Source organism: Paenibacillus sp. FSL R5-0766 (assembly GCF_037971845.1).
Lineage (GTDB): Bacteria > Bacillota > Bacilli > Paenibacillales > Paenibacillaceae > Paenibacillus.
On the sequence record NZ_CP150227.1, the window covers coordinates 1,439,156 to 1,457,163 of the forward strand.

Here is an 18,008-nt window from a genome sequence, read left to right on the forward strand (position 1 = left end):
ATGATGCTGGACGTGATTAAAAAGGCGGCGGTGGCCGCTGTAGATGCCAAGTCTCCCGTTCAGGTAATGTACGGAAGCGTGACAAACACACAGCCTCTGGAGATTACCGTTGAACAACGGTTGGCATTGGCTGAGCCTTTTCTTGTACTGCCGGAATCCGTAGTGAACAAAGCTTGGACCGTGGGTGACCATGTCTTGTTGTTACGTGTTCAAGGTGGAGACAGCTTTGTTGTACTGGATCGGCTGGTGAATCCATGATTCCACAGGGGGCGCAGATTAGCGCAGAAGATCAGGAAGAAGCCGCTGTGCTTCCAAGTCTGACCTATGTGTTTCAAGCTTCGGGACAACGAATTGGAAGATTGCAACTGGATGGAAAAGATGCGGTAAAACAGGCGGTGTATAAAGCGTTGTCCACACGCCGCTACGAGCATCTAATCTATTCTTCGGATTATGGTATGGAATGGTCCTGGGAAGGAATGGCCGGGAGATCCATGGTTGAATCGGAACTGGAACGCTGGATTCGCGAAGCATTGCTTCCGGATGATCGCATTTCGGATGTAACCGAGTTCGATTTTGTCCACGAGGCCGATGGAGTGCGTGTGTCTTTTACCGTGGAAACGGATTTTGGCAGCTTTAGGGAAGAGACGGAGGTGAACATGGATGTATGAAGAGCAGACGTTTGAAGTTATTATAAACCGAATGCTGGATAGGGTACCAGATGGTGTGGATAAACGTGAAGGCAGCATTATCTATGATGCGCTTGCACCAGCGGCAGTGGAAATGGCTCAGATGTATATCGAGCTGGATGTGAACGCCAATCTGAAGTTTGCGGATACAGCTTCTGGAGAGTATCTGGATCGCGCAGTGGCTTGGTCTGGCATTAGTCGGAAAGCGGCCACGAAGGCACGTTGGGTTGGCAGTTTTCGGGATAACGAAGGGAAGCCTGTTGAAGTTCCTTTGGAGAGTCGTTTTTCCACGGGGGATCGGGTGTATGTTGTTGTGGAGCACGTCGAGGTAGGGCGATATGTGTTGGAATGTGAAGTCGCGGGAGCGGAAGGTAATGAATATACGGGGGCACTGCTACCCATAGATTATATCGCCGGCCTGACGACAGCTGAATTGACACAGTTGCTTGTTCCTGGCGAAGACGAGGAAACGGATCAGGCCTTATATGATCGTTATCAGGACAAAGTTTCCCGTCCGGTCACGAGTGCGAACAAATATCAATATGAGCTATGGGCACGGGAAAACTCCGGTGTGGGCAAAGCAAAGGCTTTTCCACTGTGGGACGGTCCGGGTACTGTCAAAGTGGCATTGCTGAATAACGAAATGCAAACACCTGCTGAGGCGGTCATTGAGGCGGTACAAGAATATATCGATCCAACTCAGGATGGAATGGGCGAAGGTGCTGCTCCAATTGGACCTGTAGTCACAGTAGTGGGAGCGGAAGAGGTACCTATTGATGTTGAGGTACAGGTCACGCTTGCTTCTGGTTCAACATACGAGGGCGTGAAGACACTGATTGAAACGGGAGTTACGGCGTATCTGAAAGAACTGGCTTTTGCCGATCCGTTGGTTCGTTGGACACGTATTGCCAATGTCATTCTGGATATCCCGCCCGTGATCGATTATAGCGATCTGCTGGTGAATGGTGGTATGTCCAATCTGGAGATCGCCCCCGGCGTAGTAGCCGTTCTTGGGACGGTGAAGGTGACATGAATAAAGCAGAGGTATTAATGACTCTTTTGCCCCCGTTGTATGAAAATGTGCTGGAGATGCAGCTTCTTACAGAGACCGAAGGTGTAGAACTGGACAAGCTTACGGTGGGTTTGGAAAGTGTGCTGAATCAATTCTACCCGGAGTCTGCGACCTGGGCATTAGAACGTTATGAGCAGGATTTGCAGATTCCAACGAACCAAGCCAAGCCAGACGACCAGCGGAGATCCGTAATCATTTCCAAAATGCGCGGCAGCGGCAAAGTCTCTGGTTCCATGCTCAAAAACGTGGCGCAGGCCTACGAAAGCGGTGGGATTGATGTATCCGTTGATTCAGGTGAGTACCGCATTATAATCCGCTTCATCGACACATGGGGCTTGCCGCCCAATTTGGACGATCTGAAAGCAGCAATTGAGGATATTAAACCGGCACATATGACCGTGGACTATCGTCTGCGGTATTTGACGATTGCGGAGGTTGAAAGTATGACGCTGGAGGAGATCGAACAGACCCGACAGGATAAATTTGCAGGAGGTGGAGCATAGATGAATGAACCAAAAACATCGAATCTTGGTTTGAATAAGATTGACCGTTCTTCACCATCGACAACCTATTTTGATCTGGATAAGTATTTGGATCAGAACTGGGAGAAGATTGATGAAGGTGTAGGGAAAGTCGTAGAAAAGGCTGAGGAAACCGCGGCACAGGTGAGTAGTATTCAGGAGCGGTTGGATATAGAGAAGCGGAGATCGGTGACGTTGGAGCCTGGATTGCAAGTTGTTCATGCTGAACGCGCCTCGGCATTTAAGTTGGAAGGGTTGAAGGGACGTACGCTTGTGAATTTGTTGGGGCGGGATGGTGGGTGTGAATCTATTACGGGATGGACAAAGAGTACTTCAGCAACTATAGAATTGTCCACTGCTAACGTCAACAGCGGAAGCAACAACTTTAAAGTAACGCAAAGCGAAGCTGCTGGTCAGTCATATGTGAGGACGCCTGCGTCAGCAACTGCAAATGTAAATCCAGCTAATTATTATATCGTATTGGCTTGGATTAAAAATGAAACATCTCAATCCTTTTCTGCTCGTCTTGTAACCGCAGATGGAACTTCTGCAATTATCGGTGCAAAATCCGGAACAATTTTAGCGGGTGCAACTGGGCTTGTCTGGCACGCGTATAGGCCAACAGAAATGGGCAGCAACACGAAAGCAGATATGGACGTTTACACAGCCGGATCAGTAGCTGTGGGCGGTGTATATTATGTTGACTCGTTCCGTATTTATGAAATCAGCGCAGCCGAATATGCTGAACTCGACAGCATGACGCCGGAACAGGTAGCTGCTAAGTTCCCGTACATCGATAGCGTTCAACCCGTGCGAAATCTGTATGTGATCCGTTATGGGAATAATCTACTGCCGCCGTTCTATGAGTGGGCGTTACCTACAGGAGCAATCATTAATGCACCCTACAACTTTACGTATCATTACGCGTCAGGAACAGTTGCCTATAATACGGTGGATTTAATGACTATACCGGGACAAAGGTACACTTTATCAGTGAACAATAGTGTTGCAAATGCTCGAAATGTTATGAATTTCTATGACGCAAACGGAACAAAGATAGATGGAACTACCGTAAGTGGAACCACCACTCCGGTAAGTGCTGGAGTTAATACCGTTACGTTTCAAGCTCCCGTAAGGGCAGAAACAATGCGCATGTACTTATACGGTAATCCGTCTGAAAGCGGGACAGCGTCTTTCTCAAATCCGATGCTTGTCATCGGCAACGTAGCCAAACCGTTCAAAACACGTGAAGACGCCATGCTCGCGTTGCAAACTGATCTGTTCGCTGATCCAGTAACAGGGACGAATGCTGACGAAGTATTCGAGAAGGATGGGACATACTTCAAACTTGCAAAGTGGAAGAGGGTGGTATTGGACGAGAATAAAGCTTGGCTACTACAGTCTTCTGTTGCAGGTTATAAAATTCTTGCAATAAAATCATTCCCACCAACAACAAACTGGAACGGTTTTTTACTGACTAAATTTAATGGAAATGTCCTTTCATCCAAAGAAAGTTTAACAGAAGGAGACAAGGCACACTTTAACACGGCATCAGGATACACAGACTTTTATATTTCAATCATTAACACAGACAGTGGATGGGGAGACTCATACACACCGACAGCCGACGAGATTAAGGCGTATTTCATGGGATGGACAATGTTCAACGGATCGGCGGGTAATGGTGTGGGCAATAGTCCTGATGCGCCTGCAAATAATGTATACAACAGTATAGGAACAAAATGGTGGGCACGGCGATCCGATGGAGTAACACGTACTTGGGCAGATGCTACTATTACATTGCCTACGACTCAAGCGCCAAACTGGACACCGTATCAACTGGTCTATCAGCTTGCAATGCCGACTGTCGAACCTGTCACGTCAGAGGGACAATTGACGTTAATCGAGGGTGATAACCAGGTAGAGGTAGGAACGGGTATTGTGTTGCGTGAGGGTGTTAAGCCTGCACAAGGAAGTAACGGAGACTGGGGTATCAATATTGTAAGCAGTTCAGTTAATGCTCCATTAAAAAACAAAGTTGCTCAAATGATGAGAATTTATAGAAACTCGTTGGCTGACAACGATTGGAGCATTGTAACACGTACGGACGGGTCGGCTTACGGCAATCAACGCGCTTCAACGAGCAACGCAACTTATGGTCTTTCTGCATCCTACAGTGTCACATACCTGATGCTGGACTCGTCTCCGACAGTTCCATTCATTGGATCAGTAGCGGACAACGAAAAGGCGTTGCTTACGGATCTGACGGAAGTCGTACAACAAAGTGCAGCGCGTGTATCCGTGACGGAGACGTCGTTAAACGATGCTATACGTGAGCTGCTGCAACAAAAAAATAAACGAAATGTTTGGGGGCCGATTGAATAATGGCAAATGCAATCAAGCGATTAATTCATCCTATAGTACCGACAACTGGGAGTATTGCTTATACCGTCCCTCAAGGAAAATACACTGTCGTAAAGTCCATAGTTATTACTAACTCAAACAGCCCTGACTTGACGTATTACCTTAAAATTGGTGGGACATTCATTGCAGTTAATCGCACATTAAAAGGAAAAAATACATTGATTATAGATGATTTATTTATTCCATTATTGCCTTCAGAGACAATTACGGTACAAGCCAGTAATAGTGGATGCGTAATGTATATTTCCGGAGTAGAAAAAGATTACATTGAAAGCGAATATCCTTACACGACAATAAATGCGGTAACAAGTACTTCTCCAGTTAATCTTCCAAGTCGAACTACGGATGTGATGATAAAGTCTATCATCATTCACAATTTAAGTACCAATGTTGTTCCCGAAGTGACTGTATATATTCCTTGGTCTTTTATAAATCAAATGAAATTAAATACTAAAGATACGCTAATAATTCCAAATCTTAATGTTCTTCTTCCGTCTAATCACAATTTGACTTATTACGCGACCAATAACGTTTACTTTACCGTAATCTTAGAAAGGGTGGTGCAGTAGATGCCGTTAATTGACAATTACTTGCTGGATAATTACTTGATTGATGGGCCGAACATGAATTCTAATACTCGAACCGTGATCGGCGCTAATAGAACTCTTTATCCCGGAGTTGCTGAAAGCACGACCAGCTTGTACATGGTGGCTGAATTCGACATACCATTAATAAACAAGTTTTCGGATATTTATTCTCCTTCACCTGCTACGAATATCAACGTTCCAGGGAATTATTTGTATTTCGTTCACTTTAAGGCAGCATCGACTATGTTTTTTTCGACTTCTGAATACATCGAAGTCTCTTTCATGCTCCGTGATGAACAAAATGTCAACTTTGTTTTTTTATCATCCAAGGTTTACGGTGGTAATTATTCTGACGTAACTCCGGATACAACAACAAGGCTTTACTCGTTATATGTAGATAAAGAAAACAGGAAGTTACATTGCTCAGGCACTCGTTCTTCCGGAGGAGGGGACGTTGTATTAGCAATAGACATTCCGTCTAATTTTAACCTTAACGGAAAATTGTCATTCCGGGTGGGAGCACAAAAAAATTATGCTAAGGGCGGACTTCATACGTTGACAATCGAAAGACGTGCCTTGAATGTATTGACATCTTAAAAAATACGAAGGGTAGTGGAAGAATGAACGAATAATCACCGAAAAATAAAATCGGTATGAAGGTTTACTACGACTTGCAAACAGGTAACGTAATAGTTATTACGCCGGAAAGCGCCGGGGTTGTTGTTGAAACCACGAAAGAGCAGGATTTCAAGTTGTATAAAGCATTGGACGACAAGGTGCCCGATAGCGTCGGTATGATCCAGTTGCAACACGGCGCACACATGTTGGATCGTGCTGAAGGCGGTATGATTGCACGCGTTGATCTGGAAACATTGGAACCACTCTTTGACTACCCGCCAAAACCCGATGAAGAACCACAACCGCCTGCCATTTCATTTACGTCTCAAATTGCCGAATTGGCGGCAGAAAATCAGCGATTGCGGGAAGAAAACAACACGAATCAGTTGGCACTCATGGAATTGCACATGATGCTGCTTAACTTGATGCCTGATGCGGGATAAACTTGCAAGATTGTTAATCCGTTGGGCTGTAACACTCACGAAAGGGGTGAGAATATGTTGGCTGTATATGTAATGATGATTCATAAAGGATTGATCGGTATTGACGATGTTCCGACTGCAAACGGTAATCGTGATAAAGTTAAGGCTGCTCTGGAAACAGCAGGGATGGACCAAAACGGAAGTATTGTGTAACAAGCGTTCCGAATACGGAGCGCTATTTTAATACTTTTTGGGGCAGTTATCACAAAAATTAAAGGAGGTGAAACTATGGAAAGATGGGACACCCTATGGAAATGGGGAATTGCACTCATGAGCAGCTCAGTAACCTACTTCTTCGGAGGATGGTCAGGCGTACTCGGCGTACTTCTCGTGTTCGTCATCCTCGATTACCTAACCGGCATCGCGGCGGCGGGTATGAGTGGCAAGTTAGAAAGTAATGTTGGCATGTTCGGCATCGCAAGAAAGGTATTTATTTTTGCAATGGTATCGGTGGCTCATCTGGTGGATGGTGTTCTGGGAGACGGACATTTGTTCAGGGATGCGGTCGCCTTTTTTTATATCGCAAATGAGTTGTTGTCCATTATCGAGAATGGAGGCAAGTTGGGCGCTCCCATTCCTCCAGTGATCCGGCAAGCGATTGAAGTGCTCAAGGGCAAAGGGGGAACCGGGGAACTCCCCGGTAACTTCTCCCCAAGTGCCAAAAATTCTTTTTCACAGGCAGATCCGGATGACATAGATTCACCGACAACAGAAGATAACGTTAAGTAGCGTTTAATATTGCGAGTATATAGTTATATTGAACGTTTGTTGATTAGTACGAATGTCAGATTAAACAGAACTAATCTAAATAAGCAAAGCTATATAAGGCCGCTATACAGATTGAACTTAACATTTTCACACAATAACGGAGAGGACAGAAAAAACCTGAAAAAGCGAAGCGGTCGCCTTTATCCCCGGATTTTCCCCTTTAGAAAAGGAAATAAAAAAATCTGGGGATAACAGCGATTGGAAGGTTATTCTGTCATCGGAGTCTCCGTGTGAACAAGCCTCAGTTCATTTCCCAACATCAGGGACACGCACACAAGCAACCCCTAATCCAACCGCATTAACTATATACAAACGGCAATTTGCCGCATAAAGGGTGTGAGAAACATGCAAACGAGAAGTTCGGGCAACACACAGGGCATTGACGTCTCACGATACCAGGGCAATATTGACTGGGCCAAGGTGAAGGCAAGTGGCATGACATTTGTATTCATCAAGGCAACTGAGGGACAGACATACACCGATCCAAATTACCAGAAAAATGTAACCGGCGCACTGGCGGCGGGCTTGCTGGTGGGAACGTATCACTTCTTCCGCGCGACATCTACCGATGGTGCCAAGGCAGAAGCGGTGCATTATGCCAACACACTTAACAAAGTTGGGGGCGCCAAGGCGTTACAACTGCCACCCGTCATGGACTACGAGAACAACCCCGGCAACCTGAGCAAAGCGCAGATGAATACAGTTGCCAAAGCTTTTTTAACCGAATTACAACGTCTGACAGGTGTGAAACCGATCATATACACGGGCAATTCATTTGCCGGGAATTTTGACACATCACTCAGCTCATACGATCTGTGGATCGCGCGCTACAGCAACACCCGTGTACCGGACGACCAGCCGGCATGGAAGCGTTGGACGTTCTGGCAGTATACGGATTCAGGCAAGGTGAATGGCATTAGTGGCAACGTGGATATGAATGAATTCGAGGGAACAGCGGCACAGCTTAGAGCAAGATACGCAGCAGCCACTCCGAAACCACCGGAGCCATCCAATCCAACGAATCCAAGTCATCCGAATCCACCAACTGAACCACCCAAAGGGGGCGAACCGATGACAGCCGAAGAGAAAGCAGCGTTTGATGCGCTCAAATCCCAGGTCGACAAACTACAGGCGCGTCAGCAAATGGAAGTTCCAGTATGGGCAAAGGCAGCTGTGGATGCAGCACTGGCATATGACACCAAAAATCCATTGTTCAGCATCGATAATGGGGCGAGTTATGATTTTTACCGTTTTATTACCGTGATGCATCGCAGAGGTTTGTTTAAAAAGTGAGCTGATTCTTAGCAAATTTAAATGTGGATTTTATCTGAATGTGGATTGAGTGGAGAAGGAACACGAGACGCTTTTTGTCGAACTGTGTTCCTTTTTTGTGTTTTATGTAAGTAATATTAACGCATATAATAAAGTTAAAGACTTATGTCTGTAAATCTCTTGTCTAATTGATTAATGTGATGTAAAGTAAGTTACACGAAATTGTTTTTCACCACAGTTTATTTACACAATCCTCCTCATCATGACAAAACCATAACACATGAAGTTATTGTAATGTCTCCCTGTTGTACAATCCAACATCTCAAGATGACTCGTTCATACATTTTACACATCCAATCTGCAAGAGAAAGCCACCGATTTAACAACTTACACGATTCATCAAACAACCTAGCCTATGTTGAGTTTCTTTCATCCGTATTGCTAACGAACGATAACGATACCTAATCCGGTCTCCACACTCCATGCTCAACACGACACGCTCAAGGAACAGACTTTATTGCGTAGCCAGCAGCGTAGTATCCATATGCCCATCAGTATTTTTAATCTACCAACTTAAACCAGCTCTTACCAGTCCATAACCGTTCACTGTTGCTTATTGACCTTAGTTCAAATAAAACGCAACAATTTCATAGATTCAACTCACAAGATCCGTTGTTGAACCTTTTTCATTTTCTATAAAAGTAATCAAACGACGTCCTCAATCCATGTGCACGATCTGAAATTTACCTGTATTCCATACGTGTCCCATGCTGTTTTTACATTTCATCCATGCCGTACTTTTCCCAGAACATTAATTCAGGTATCGCAGGCATCTAAAGCCTTTTATATGATACATAGCACCAAACCGATTGCCAACATTGGAGATCTTTCATGCCAGCATCACACACATTATGAGCCAGGGAAGGGTGTTGTACGTATGCGAATGAGAAAGAAATGGATGTCCGGTTTTTTGACTCTGGCTTTGAGCACCGTCTTGGTGTTGTCAGGCTGTTCAAGCAATGAGGGAGCTGGGAATTCGCCTGCTCCGGCAGAAGGAACCGACCCTCCAGCCGAAACGGTAGCGCAGGATACGATGATTATGGGGCGTGGTGGGGATTCCGTAGCACTCGACCCGGCGATTGTGACCGATGGAGAGTCGCTGAAGATTGGGCATCAGGTGTTTGATTCATTGCTGGACTACAAGGAAGGCGGAACAGAGGTCATTCCTGGACTAGCAGAGAGCTGGGAGATTTCGGCGGATGGGCTCAAGTATGTGTTTAAGCTGAAGTCGGGTGTGAAATTCCATGATGGAACTGACTTCAACGCAGAGGCTGTTGTGTTCAACTTCAACCGCTGGGGTGATCCGGCGAGTGAATATAAATTCGAGGGAGATTCCTTCGATTATTACGATTCCATGTTTGGTCCAGAGGACGGACGTGTGATCAAGGAAGTGAAGGCGACGGACGAGACTACGGTGGAGTTCACATTGAACCAGCCACAAGCGCCTTTCCTGCAAAATATTGCGATGACGCCATTTGGCATTGCCAGCCCAACCGCGATTCAGGAGAAAAAGGAAAACTTTAAGAGCGAGCCTGTGGGCACCGGCCCATTTGTATTCAAAGAGTGGAAGCGTAACGACTCCATCACCCTGGAGAAAAACGCGGATTACTGGAAAGAAGGACTGCCAAAGCTGAACAAAGTGATCGTGCGTTCCATTCCGGATAATACCGCTCGCTTCAATGCCCTGCAAAACGGCGAGATTGATGTCATGGAAGACCTGAACCCGGACGATCTGTCCATTCTTGAAGGCAACAGCGAGCTACAGAAGATCGAGCGTCCACCGTTCAACGTGGCGTATATCGGCTTTAACTTCAAGAAGAAACCATTTGATAATGTCAAAGTCAGACAAGCCCTCAACCATGCGGTGAACAAACAGGCCCTCATTGATGCGTTTTTTGCTGGACAAGCAGAGCCTGCTGTGAACCCGATGCCTCCAACGCTGTGGGGATACAACGATACCATTGAGGATTACCCATATGATTTGGAAAAAGCAAAAGCTTTACTAGCCGAAGCTGGTTTCCCTGACGGTTTGCCTGATCCGGTAACCTTCTATGCGATGCCAGTATCCCGTCCGTATATGCCTGATGGCAAGAAGGTAGCGGAAGCAATCCAGGCCGATTTTGAGAAAATCGGAGTGACCGTCACCATCGAATCACCGGAGTGGGCAACGTATCTCGAAGATACAAAGGCCGGTGAGAAGGACGACATTTACATGCTCGGCTGGACAGGTGACAATGGTGACCCAGATAACTTCCTGTATACACTTCTGGATAAAGATGCCATTCCAAGCAACAACCGCAGTTATTATGTAAACGAAGAATTACACACATTGCTGACGGGTGCACAGACAGAAACCGATCAAGACAAACGTGCGGAACTTTACAAACAGGCACAGGTCATTATCAAGGAAGACGCACCGTGGATTCCTCTGGTACACACGACGCCAATTCTGGCGGGTAAAGCCAATCTGAAAGGTTTCGTCCCTTCTCCACTGGGCACCGAATCCTATGCCGGTGCTTATTTCGAGTAAGCTGTAAGCTGAACTTATCTATTTCAGGATAACTGCGATCTAAAGATGGCACTACAGTTCGGAGTGATTACGTTTTAATTCTTTCTCTCAAAGCGCTGGTGAGACGCAATGCTTGGCAGAACCCACATCCGGACGTAACTATCCAAAGCATGCGTTTCTGCCGGCGCTTTTTATTTTGCACGATATGTCGAAGGCAGGTGAACAGGATTGAACAGCTATATTGTCAAACGTGTGCTTGTGTTGCTGCCCGTACTGCTGGGCATGACCCTGATTGTCTTTTCCATCATCCACGCCATTCCGGGTGACCCGGCTGAGACCATACTTGGGCAAAAGGCAACCGAACAATCCAAGCAGGCCTTACGTGATCAGCTTGGACTGGATAAACCTTGGTTCCAGCAATATTTCGCCTACTTGGGTGATTTACTCAAAGGAGACCTCGGAACATCCATCCGCACCAAGGTGCCTATTGCCCAGGAAATTGTGCCTTATCTGACAGCAACCCTTGAATTAACGATGGCAAGTATGTTGTTTGCTGTCATTATTGGGGTGAATGCCGGGATTGTCAGTGCATGGAAGCACAACTCCTGGTTTGATTATTGCTGTATGGTCATTGCTTTGGTGGGGGTATCGATGCCGATCTTCTGGCTAGGTCTGATGGAACAATGGCTGTTTGCGAACAAGTTGCAGTGGCTGCCATCCATTGGGCGCATGAATGCACGAGATCCGGTGGAAGCCATTACGGGTTTATATGTGCTGGATACGATGATCGCTGGACAATGGAATCAGTTGTGGACAGTAACAAAACATTTGTTGCTCCCAAGTATTGCACTGGGCACGATTCCAATGGCCGTTATTGCCCGGATGACCCGTTCCAGCATGCTGGAAGTGATGAGTTCGGATTACATTCGTACAGCGAAGGCGAAGGGACTGGGTCCGTTTTTTGTCGTATATGGACACGCGCTTAAAAATGCATTTATTCCCGTGCTCACCGTCATTGGTATCCAGACCGGATCGTTGCTCGGGGGTGCGGTGTTGACCGAAACGATCTTTGCTTGGCCGGGTGTGGGACGGTATATATATGAAGCGATTAGTTCGCGGGACTATCCGGTGATCCAGAGTGGCATTCTGATCGTGGCATTCTTTTTCGTGGTCATCAACCTGATTGTGGACTTGCTCTACGCGGTGTTCGACCCTCGTATCAGTTATAAATAGCGAATTCATCATTATTCATACCCAAGAAAGGAGACGCCGCATGGCCAAATTATCTACCAATACCGGACCATCCATTGACGCTGCGTCGGCGAGCACATCCGGTCCATGGCGGGAAGCGTGGAGAACGTTTCGTAAAAATAGGCTTGCGCTTGCGGGCTTGATTATTATCGTATTTTTTATCCTGTTGGCCTTCCTCGCGCCATACATCGCACCTTACGATTACAAGGAACAGGTGCTGGTGGATCGGCTTCAGGCCCCTTCGGCAGAGCATTGGTTTGGTACCGATGATCTGGGGCGTGACGTGTTTTCCAGAGTGATGCATGGGGCGCGTATTTCATTATGGGTAGGCTTCTTCTCTGTTATTGGTTCCATTATCGCGGGTACGCTGCTTGGTTTAATTGCAGGATTTTATGGAAAATGGGCGGACATGCTTATCTCGCGTTTATTTGATATTTTGCTCGCATTTCCGGGAATCCTGCTGGCTATTGCCATTGTGGCGATATTGGGCCCGTCTTTGCAAAATGCACTGCTCGCCATCGCCATCGTGAACATCCCGACCTACGGAAGATTGGTGCGTTCACGGGTACTCAGCTTGAGACAGGAGGAATTCATTACGTCGGCACGGACACTTGGAGCGGGCAATGGGCGAATCTTGTTTCGCCACATCTTACCCAACAGCCTTACTCCTCTAATCGTGCAAGGTACACTCGGAATTGGGACGGCGATCATCGAAGCTGCTGCTCTCGGATTTCTAGGCATGGGCGCACAACCACCCGACCCGGAATGGGGAAAAATGCTGTCAGACTCCCGTCAGTTTATACAAAAAGCACCGTGGACACTGATCTTCCCCGGCGTTTCCATCATGTTGACCGTTCTCGGCTTCAACCTAATGGGCGACGGCCTGCGCGATACCCTTGATCCAAAAATGGTGAAAAAGTAAAATTATCAAACTCAAACCGTAACGTCAGTCTCAATACCCGTAAGACCGAGGATATTCGAATGTACATTAGACGGGAATGTTTTGATACTAGCCGATATATCAACAGACACATCACAATCTTTCACCATGCCGGTTCGAACTTTGGTTCGAGGCGGCTTTTGTTTTACCCGCGGGATTACGGTAAAATGATTGGTGATGTGAAAAAGTTGAAGGGTTATTCGATCTTTTAGTTAAAATAACCGCCTACGTATTGACACCCAATTTTCCCATATGTTATATAAAAGGAAGGGTTTAGCACTCCGATCATCAGAGTGCTAACAGATGATGTTTTTACTATACGCCTACATATGGAATGATTCTGTTTTTGAAAATAGATATTGAACTTGAGTAGAACATGCGAAGCCAAGGTGCGCAACAGAATCTGAAGAAGCGAAATGTTTGCTTAATCAACAGAATCCATTTAAGTAGAAGGCTCTAATCCTCAAACAAGTTCCTGATCAGATGCAAAAGTAGTGCAGGGGACGAAATCGATTTGGAGGAAGTGAAGCGTTCGCCTTTATCACCGGAGTTCTCCCTTTTAAAAAGGGAATCAAAGAAATCTGGGGATAACAGCGATCCGAAAAACGATTCGTAACCGGAACGGCTACATTGCAGAACGTCGTGCACTTATTTTTAACAATGAGCCAGTTAGAAGTGAAGCACAATATCTGTGGACTAGAGCGATCGAGTTTTTAAGTCTACTAATGGCCGCAGGATTATCTCAGTTACTTTCTATTTTCAATCAAATCATTCGATATCCCAATTTGAAAGGAGTCCAACCACTCATGGCTAAAAAAGAATTCCAGGCAGAATCCAAACGTTTGCTGGATATGATGATCAACTCCATTTACACCCAAAGAGAAATCTTTTTGAGAGAATTGATCTCCAACTCCAGTGACGCCATTGATAAAATTTACTACAGAGCACTTACCGACGATTCGCTCGTTTTCAACAAAGAGGACTACTTCATCAAGCTCACGATTGACAAAGAAAACCGCACGCTCACACTGACGGATACCGGAATCGGGATGACGCAGGAAGAGCTGGAGAACAACCTGGGGGTTATCGCGAAGAGTGGTTCCTTGGCGTTCAAGAAGGAAAATGAAGCTAAAGATGGCCACAACATCATCGGACAATTCGGGGTTGGTTTCTACTCGGCATTTATGGTGGCGGACAAGCTCACCGTAACAAGTAAAACGCTGGGCAGCGACGAGGCTTGGAAATGGGAATCCGAAGGCGCGGATGGTTACACGATCACACCAGCTGAGAAAGATTCCGTAGGTACAGAGATCGTCCTGACGATCAAAGAAAATACCGAAGAAGATTCGTATGACGAATTTTTGGAAGAGTACCGCCTGAGATCCATCATCAAGAAATACTCCGACTTCATTCGCTACCCGATCAAGATGGATGTAACGGGTCAACGTCCAAAAGAGGGCACGGAGAACGAGTTCGAGGAATACCAAGAAGAACAAACCGTGAACAGCATGGTGCCGATCTGGCGTAAAAATAAAAGCGAATTGACCGAAGAAGATTACAATAACTTCTATATGGAAAAACGCTACGGTTTTGACAAACCGCTCAAACACTTGCATATCAGTGCAGATGGCGCAGTGGTATACAATGCGATCCTGTTCATTCCGGAGAACACGCCGTTTGATTACTATACCAAAGAGTATGAAAAAGGCCTTGAGCTATACTCCAACGGTGTATTGATCATGGATAAATGCGGGGATCTGTTGCCAGATTACTTCGGATTTGTCAAAGGTATGGTGGATTCAGAAGACCTGTCCCTGAACATCTCCCGTGAGATGTTGCAACATGACCGTCAGCTTAGCCTGATCGCGAAGAACATCAAGAACAAAATCAAGAGCCAACTGCAAAGCCTGCTGAAGGACGAGCGTGAGAACTACGAGAAGTTCTACCAAGCGTTTGGTCGTCAATTGAAATATGGTGTATACAGCGACTATGGTGTGAACAAGGATACTTTGCAGGATCTGCTGTTGTTCACGTCTTCCAAAGAGAGCAAGCTGGTGAGCCTGGACGAATACGTCTCCAGAATGCCGGAAGATCAGAAGTACATCTACTATGCATCCGGTGAATCGATTAGCCGTATTGAGAAGCTGCCACAGATCGAGGGTGTTCTTGAGAAAGGGTACGAAGTATTGTACTTTACCGATGACATCGACGAGTTTGCAATCAAGATGATCACGAACTACAAGGAGAAAGAATTCAAATCCATCTCCAGTGGTGACCTGGGTATCGAAGACAGCGCGGATAAAGAAGAAACGGACGCTCAGGACAACGACAACAAAGAGTTGTTTGAAGCGATGCAAGCTCAATTGGCAGGTAAAGTCAAAGCCGTTAAAGCTTCCAAACGCCTCAGAAGTCACCCGGTATGTTTGTCCACCGAAGGTGAGCTGACGATTGAAATGGAGAAAATCCTGAAAGCTATGCCGAACAGCGAAAACGTACAAGCCGACAAAGTGCTGGAAATCAACGTAAATCACGATGTTTTCAAATCGTTGAAAGACGCTTTCGCGCAGGATCAGGAGAAGCTGAACCTCTACACTAGCCTCCTGTACCACCAAGCATTGTTAATCGAAGGATTGCCAATTCAAGATCCAGTAGAGTTCACCAACGATATCTGTAAGGTGATGGTGTGAAAATCCTTCGTACAAGGGTGCGATAATATCCTTGATGCAAAAGTTCATGTAGCTTCAAGAGTAGACTGCGTGAACATTAAGTTTAGTAGCTAAATCGCAACGCTGCATCCACCATATTCATCCGACAGGGCATTTCCGTCCTGTCGGTTTTTGTTTTTTACCCATAACGGGGAGGGTGCAGGGGAGGCATACTATCATTGAAACAAATGATGACATTTTCTAAATTGAACTTGATTTTCACTCGATTTTAGCGAGATAACTGGTGAATACCATTTTTGTATTTAAAGGACAGCAAAAGTAGTGAAGGGGACGGAATCGATTCTGAAGAAGCGAAGCGCTCGCCTTTGTCTCCGGGTTTTTCCCTTAATAAAGGGAATTCAGAAAACCTGGAGACAACAGCGATCAGAAGAACGATCCGTAACCGAAACGGCTACCTGGTGTCACAGTGAGTACTTATGGTTGTTCTGCTATGGGAGCGAGCATATGTGAATAATGAGTTCAATATGAATCATTGTCATTTAGATGCACGGATGATAGTCTGGCAGGGTATAATAAGAGAAGATGACTGTTCATCACAAGTTGATGTAAGAAGAGATGACAATCGCAGACAGGTTTTACTTTTCGAAACCACAGATGTTGTGTATAATCACTCAAAATAGAGACAGTCGGCTAGGAGTGATCCCCATGCAGTGGAACGATCTGAGAGAACATAGACAATATCCTGAATTAACCAAATTGGATGGATCTCGTGCAGCGTATGAACGGGACTATTCGAGACTGATTCATTCACCGACCTTCCGTCGGTTACAGGGCAAATCGCAGGTGTTTGGCGCAGGGACGGGTGATTATTATCGTACTCGCTTGACCCATTCCCTGGAGGTGGCACAGATTGCACGAGAGGCTGCCCGAAGTCTGATTCGCCGTTTTCCTGAGGTAGACTGGGACCGCGCGGACAACCCCGGCCTTATTATTGATTCAGAAGTGGTGGAGTGCGCTGCAATCGCACATGATTTTGGTCACCCGCCGTTTGGACATAAAGGTGAAGAAGTATTGGATGGCATTCTGGATGACCTCATCAACACCGAGGCTAAGAAAATCATGAAAAAAAGCCGCAGCGCCAAAGTTCCCAAGGTGGAGTCTGAAGTCCGTGCCGAGCTAAAACGGAAATACGAGCATTTTGAAGGCAATGCGCACAACTTCCGTCTCATTATGCACTTGGAGAAACGTGAAGATATCGACGGACTGAACCTGTCTGATGCGGTATTACTAGGAATCAACAAGTATCCGTACCCTGGGACAGAGAGCAAAAAAGGCATGTATCATCATGAGTGGCAATATATTCGGGAGATCCGTGATCGCTGGAACGTGCCGGCAGGCAAGAAGACGCTGGAAGCACAGTTGATGGACCTCTGCGACGATATTGCGTACTCCTCGCATGACCTGGAGGATGGCATCAAAGCAGGCAAAATTGAAGTACATGAGCATTTCCTGCAAGATCCGCATGTGAATCGACTGATTGTGGATAAGATTACAACGCTGGAGGATCTGTTCTGGAACGGATGGACCCGAGAAGCGATTGGGCAAAAGGTAGAAGAGGTCCTCGCTTCATTCCTGCGCATCTGGAATGAGAAGATGCCATTCTGCGAGCATGATTACTCGCGTACCCGCCGTGAGGTGAAAGCCTACTGGGTGAGCTTTTTTGTAGGCAGTCTGGGCGTTATTGACGACGGCGACTGGAAGAAGGTAACTTTTGTCCGTGAAGGGGCTGAAGACCTTGATATGCTGCGTACGGTGAGTGTGCTCAAGAGTTTTGCCTGGGTGACCATGATTCGTGACCTGCGTGTGCAGCGGCTACAGAAGCGCAGTGAGTGGATGATTAAGCGATTATGGGATGCATTCCTCGATCCGGAAACGTCCAAATCCATTATTCCATCTGACTGGCTGCAGCGGTATGAGAAGGATCAAGCCAAAGCCCAGCCAATCTGGACTTGGGAACACATGGTGATCGATTATATCGCAGGTATGACGGATGCATTTGCCGAGAAAATATATAATGAACTCTACGGTCTGAAGGTGGGTTCGATCTACGATCTGGATTAAAATTAACCGATATAAAGGGAGATGAGACGCT

At 46.2% G+C, this 18,008-nt stretch carries 15 protein-coding genes; all 15 read left to right on the forward strand.

Annotation, left to right across the window (positions count from 1 at the left end; all coding sequences use genetic code 11):
• Positions 1–3: 3 nt before the first annotated feature.
• The 15 genes from MKY66_RS06370 to dgt all read left to right on the forward strand — a co-directional run bounded on the left by MKY66_RS06370 (position 4) and on the right by dgt (position 17,977).
• Complete coding sequence (locus tag MKY66_RS06370; protein ID WP_074096778.1) at positions 4–258, forward strand: DUF2577 family protein; 255 nt, start codon at positions 4–6, stop codon at positions 256–258.
• Positions 255–668 (forward strand): DUF2634 domain-containing protein, encoded by a 414-nt coding sequence (locus tag MKY66_RS06375; RefSeq protein WP_063564533.1) that lies wholly within the window; start codon positions 255–257, stop codon positions 666–668. The genes MKY66_RS06370 and MKY66_RS06375 overlap by 4 nt, the downstream gene beginning before the upstream one ends.
• Positions 661–1,719 (forward strand): baseplate J/gp47 family protein, encoded by a 1,059-nt coding sequence (locus tag MKY66_RS06380; protein WP_076209587.1) that lies wholly within the window; start codon positions 661–663, stop codon positions 1,717–1,719. Before MKY66_RS06375 ends, MKY66_RS06380 begins: the two co-directional genes overlap by 8 nt.
• Positions 1,716–2,261 carry a putative phage tail protein gene (locus MKY66_RS06385; protein ID WP_076209588.1) on the forward strand — a complete coding sequence of 182 codons (546 nt, stop codon included), beginning with the start codon at positions 1,716–1,718 and terminating at the stop codon, positions 2,259–2,261. The genes MKY66_RS06380 and MKY66_RS06385 overlap by 4 nt, the downstream gene beginning before the upstream one ends.
• On the forward strand, positions 2,262–4,664 hold the full coding sequence (locus tag MKY66_RS06390; protein WP_076209589.1) for a hypothetical protein: 2,403 nt from the start codon (positions 2,262–2,264) through the stop codon (positions 4,662–4,664).
• Positions 4,664–5,272, forward strand: a complete 609-nt coding sequence (locus tag MKY66_RS06395; RefSeq protein WP_076209590.1) for a hypothetical protein — start codon at positions 4,664–4,666, stop codon at positions 5,270–5,272. Before MKY66_RS06390 ends, MKY66_RS06395 begins: the two co-directional genes overlap by 1 nt.
• Entirely contained in the window at positions 5,273–5,887 is a 615-nt protein-coding gene (locus MKY66_RS06400; protein WP_076209591.1) for a hypothetical protein, read from the forward strand.
• Between the two features lie 56 nt (positions 5,888–5,943).
• Positions 5,944–6,351 (forward strand): hypothetical protein, encoded by a 408-nt coding sequence (locus MKY66_RS06405; RefSeq protein ID WP_076209592.1) that lies wholly within the window; start codon positions 5,944–5,946, stop codon positions 6,349–6,351.
• Positions 6,352–6,618: 267 nt separating this feature from the next.
• Entirely contained in the window at positions 6,619–7,119 is a 501-nt protein-coding gene (locus MKY66_RS06410; RefSeq protein ID WP_076209593.1) for a phage holin family protein, read from the forward strand.
• A gap of 384 nt (positions 7,120–7,503) precedes the next feature.
• Positions 7,504–8,451, forward strand: a complete 948-nt coding sequence (locus MKY66_RS06415; protein ID WP_076209594.1) for a glycoside hydrolase family 25 protein — start codon at positions 7,504–7,506, stop codon at positions 8,449–8,451.
• A 922-nt stretch (positions 8,452–9,373) separates the two neighbouring features.
• Positions 9,374–11,020 carry an ABC transporter substrate-binding protein gene (locus MKY66_RS06420; RefSeq protein ID WP_076209870.1) on the forward strand — a complete coding sequence of 549 codons (1,647 nt, stop codon included), beginning with the start codon at positions 9,374–9,376 and terminating at the stop codon, positions 11,018–11,020.
• Between the two features lie 207 nt (positions 11,021–11,227).
• Positions 11,228–12,232: an ABC transporter permease gene (locus MKY66_RS06425; protein WP_076209595.1), complete on the forward strand. Its 1,005-nt coding sequence runs from the start codon at positions 11,228–11,230 to the stop codon at positions 12,230–12,232.
• Between the two features lie 40 nt (positions 12,233–12,272).
• Positions 12,273–13,172 (forward strand): nickel transporter permease, encoded by a 900-nt coding sequence (gene nikC, locus MKY66_RS06430; RefSeq protein WP_076209596.1) that lies wholly within the window; start codon positions 12,273–12,275, stop codon positions 13,170–13,172.
• A gap of 824 nt (positions 13,173–13,996) precedes the next feature.
• On the forward strand, positions 13,997–15,877 hold the full coding sequence (gene htpG / locus MKY66_RS06435) for a molecular chaperone HtpG (RefSeq protein ID WP_074093900.1): 1,881 nt from the start codon (positions 13,997–13,999) through the stop codon (positions 15,875–15,877).
• Between the two features lie 684 nt (positions 15,878–16,561).
• The gene (gene dgt / locus MKY66_RS06440; protein ID WP_076209597.1) at positions 16,562–17,977 is read left to right on the forward strand and encodes a dGTP triphosphohydrolase; all 1,416 of its coding nucleotides are present in this window, start codon (positions 16,562–16,564) and stop codon (positions 17,975–17,977) included.
• The last annotated feature ends 31 nt before the right edge of the window (positions 17,978–18,008 follow it).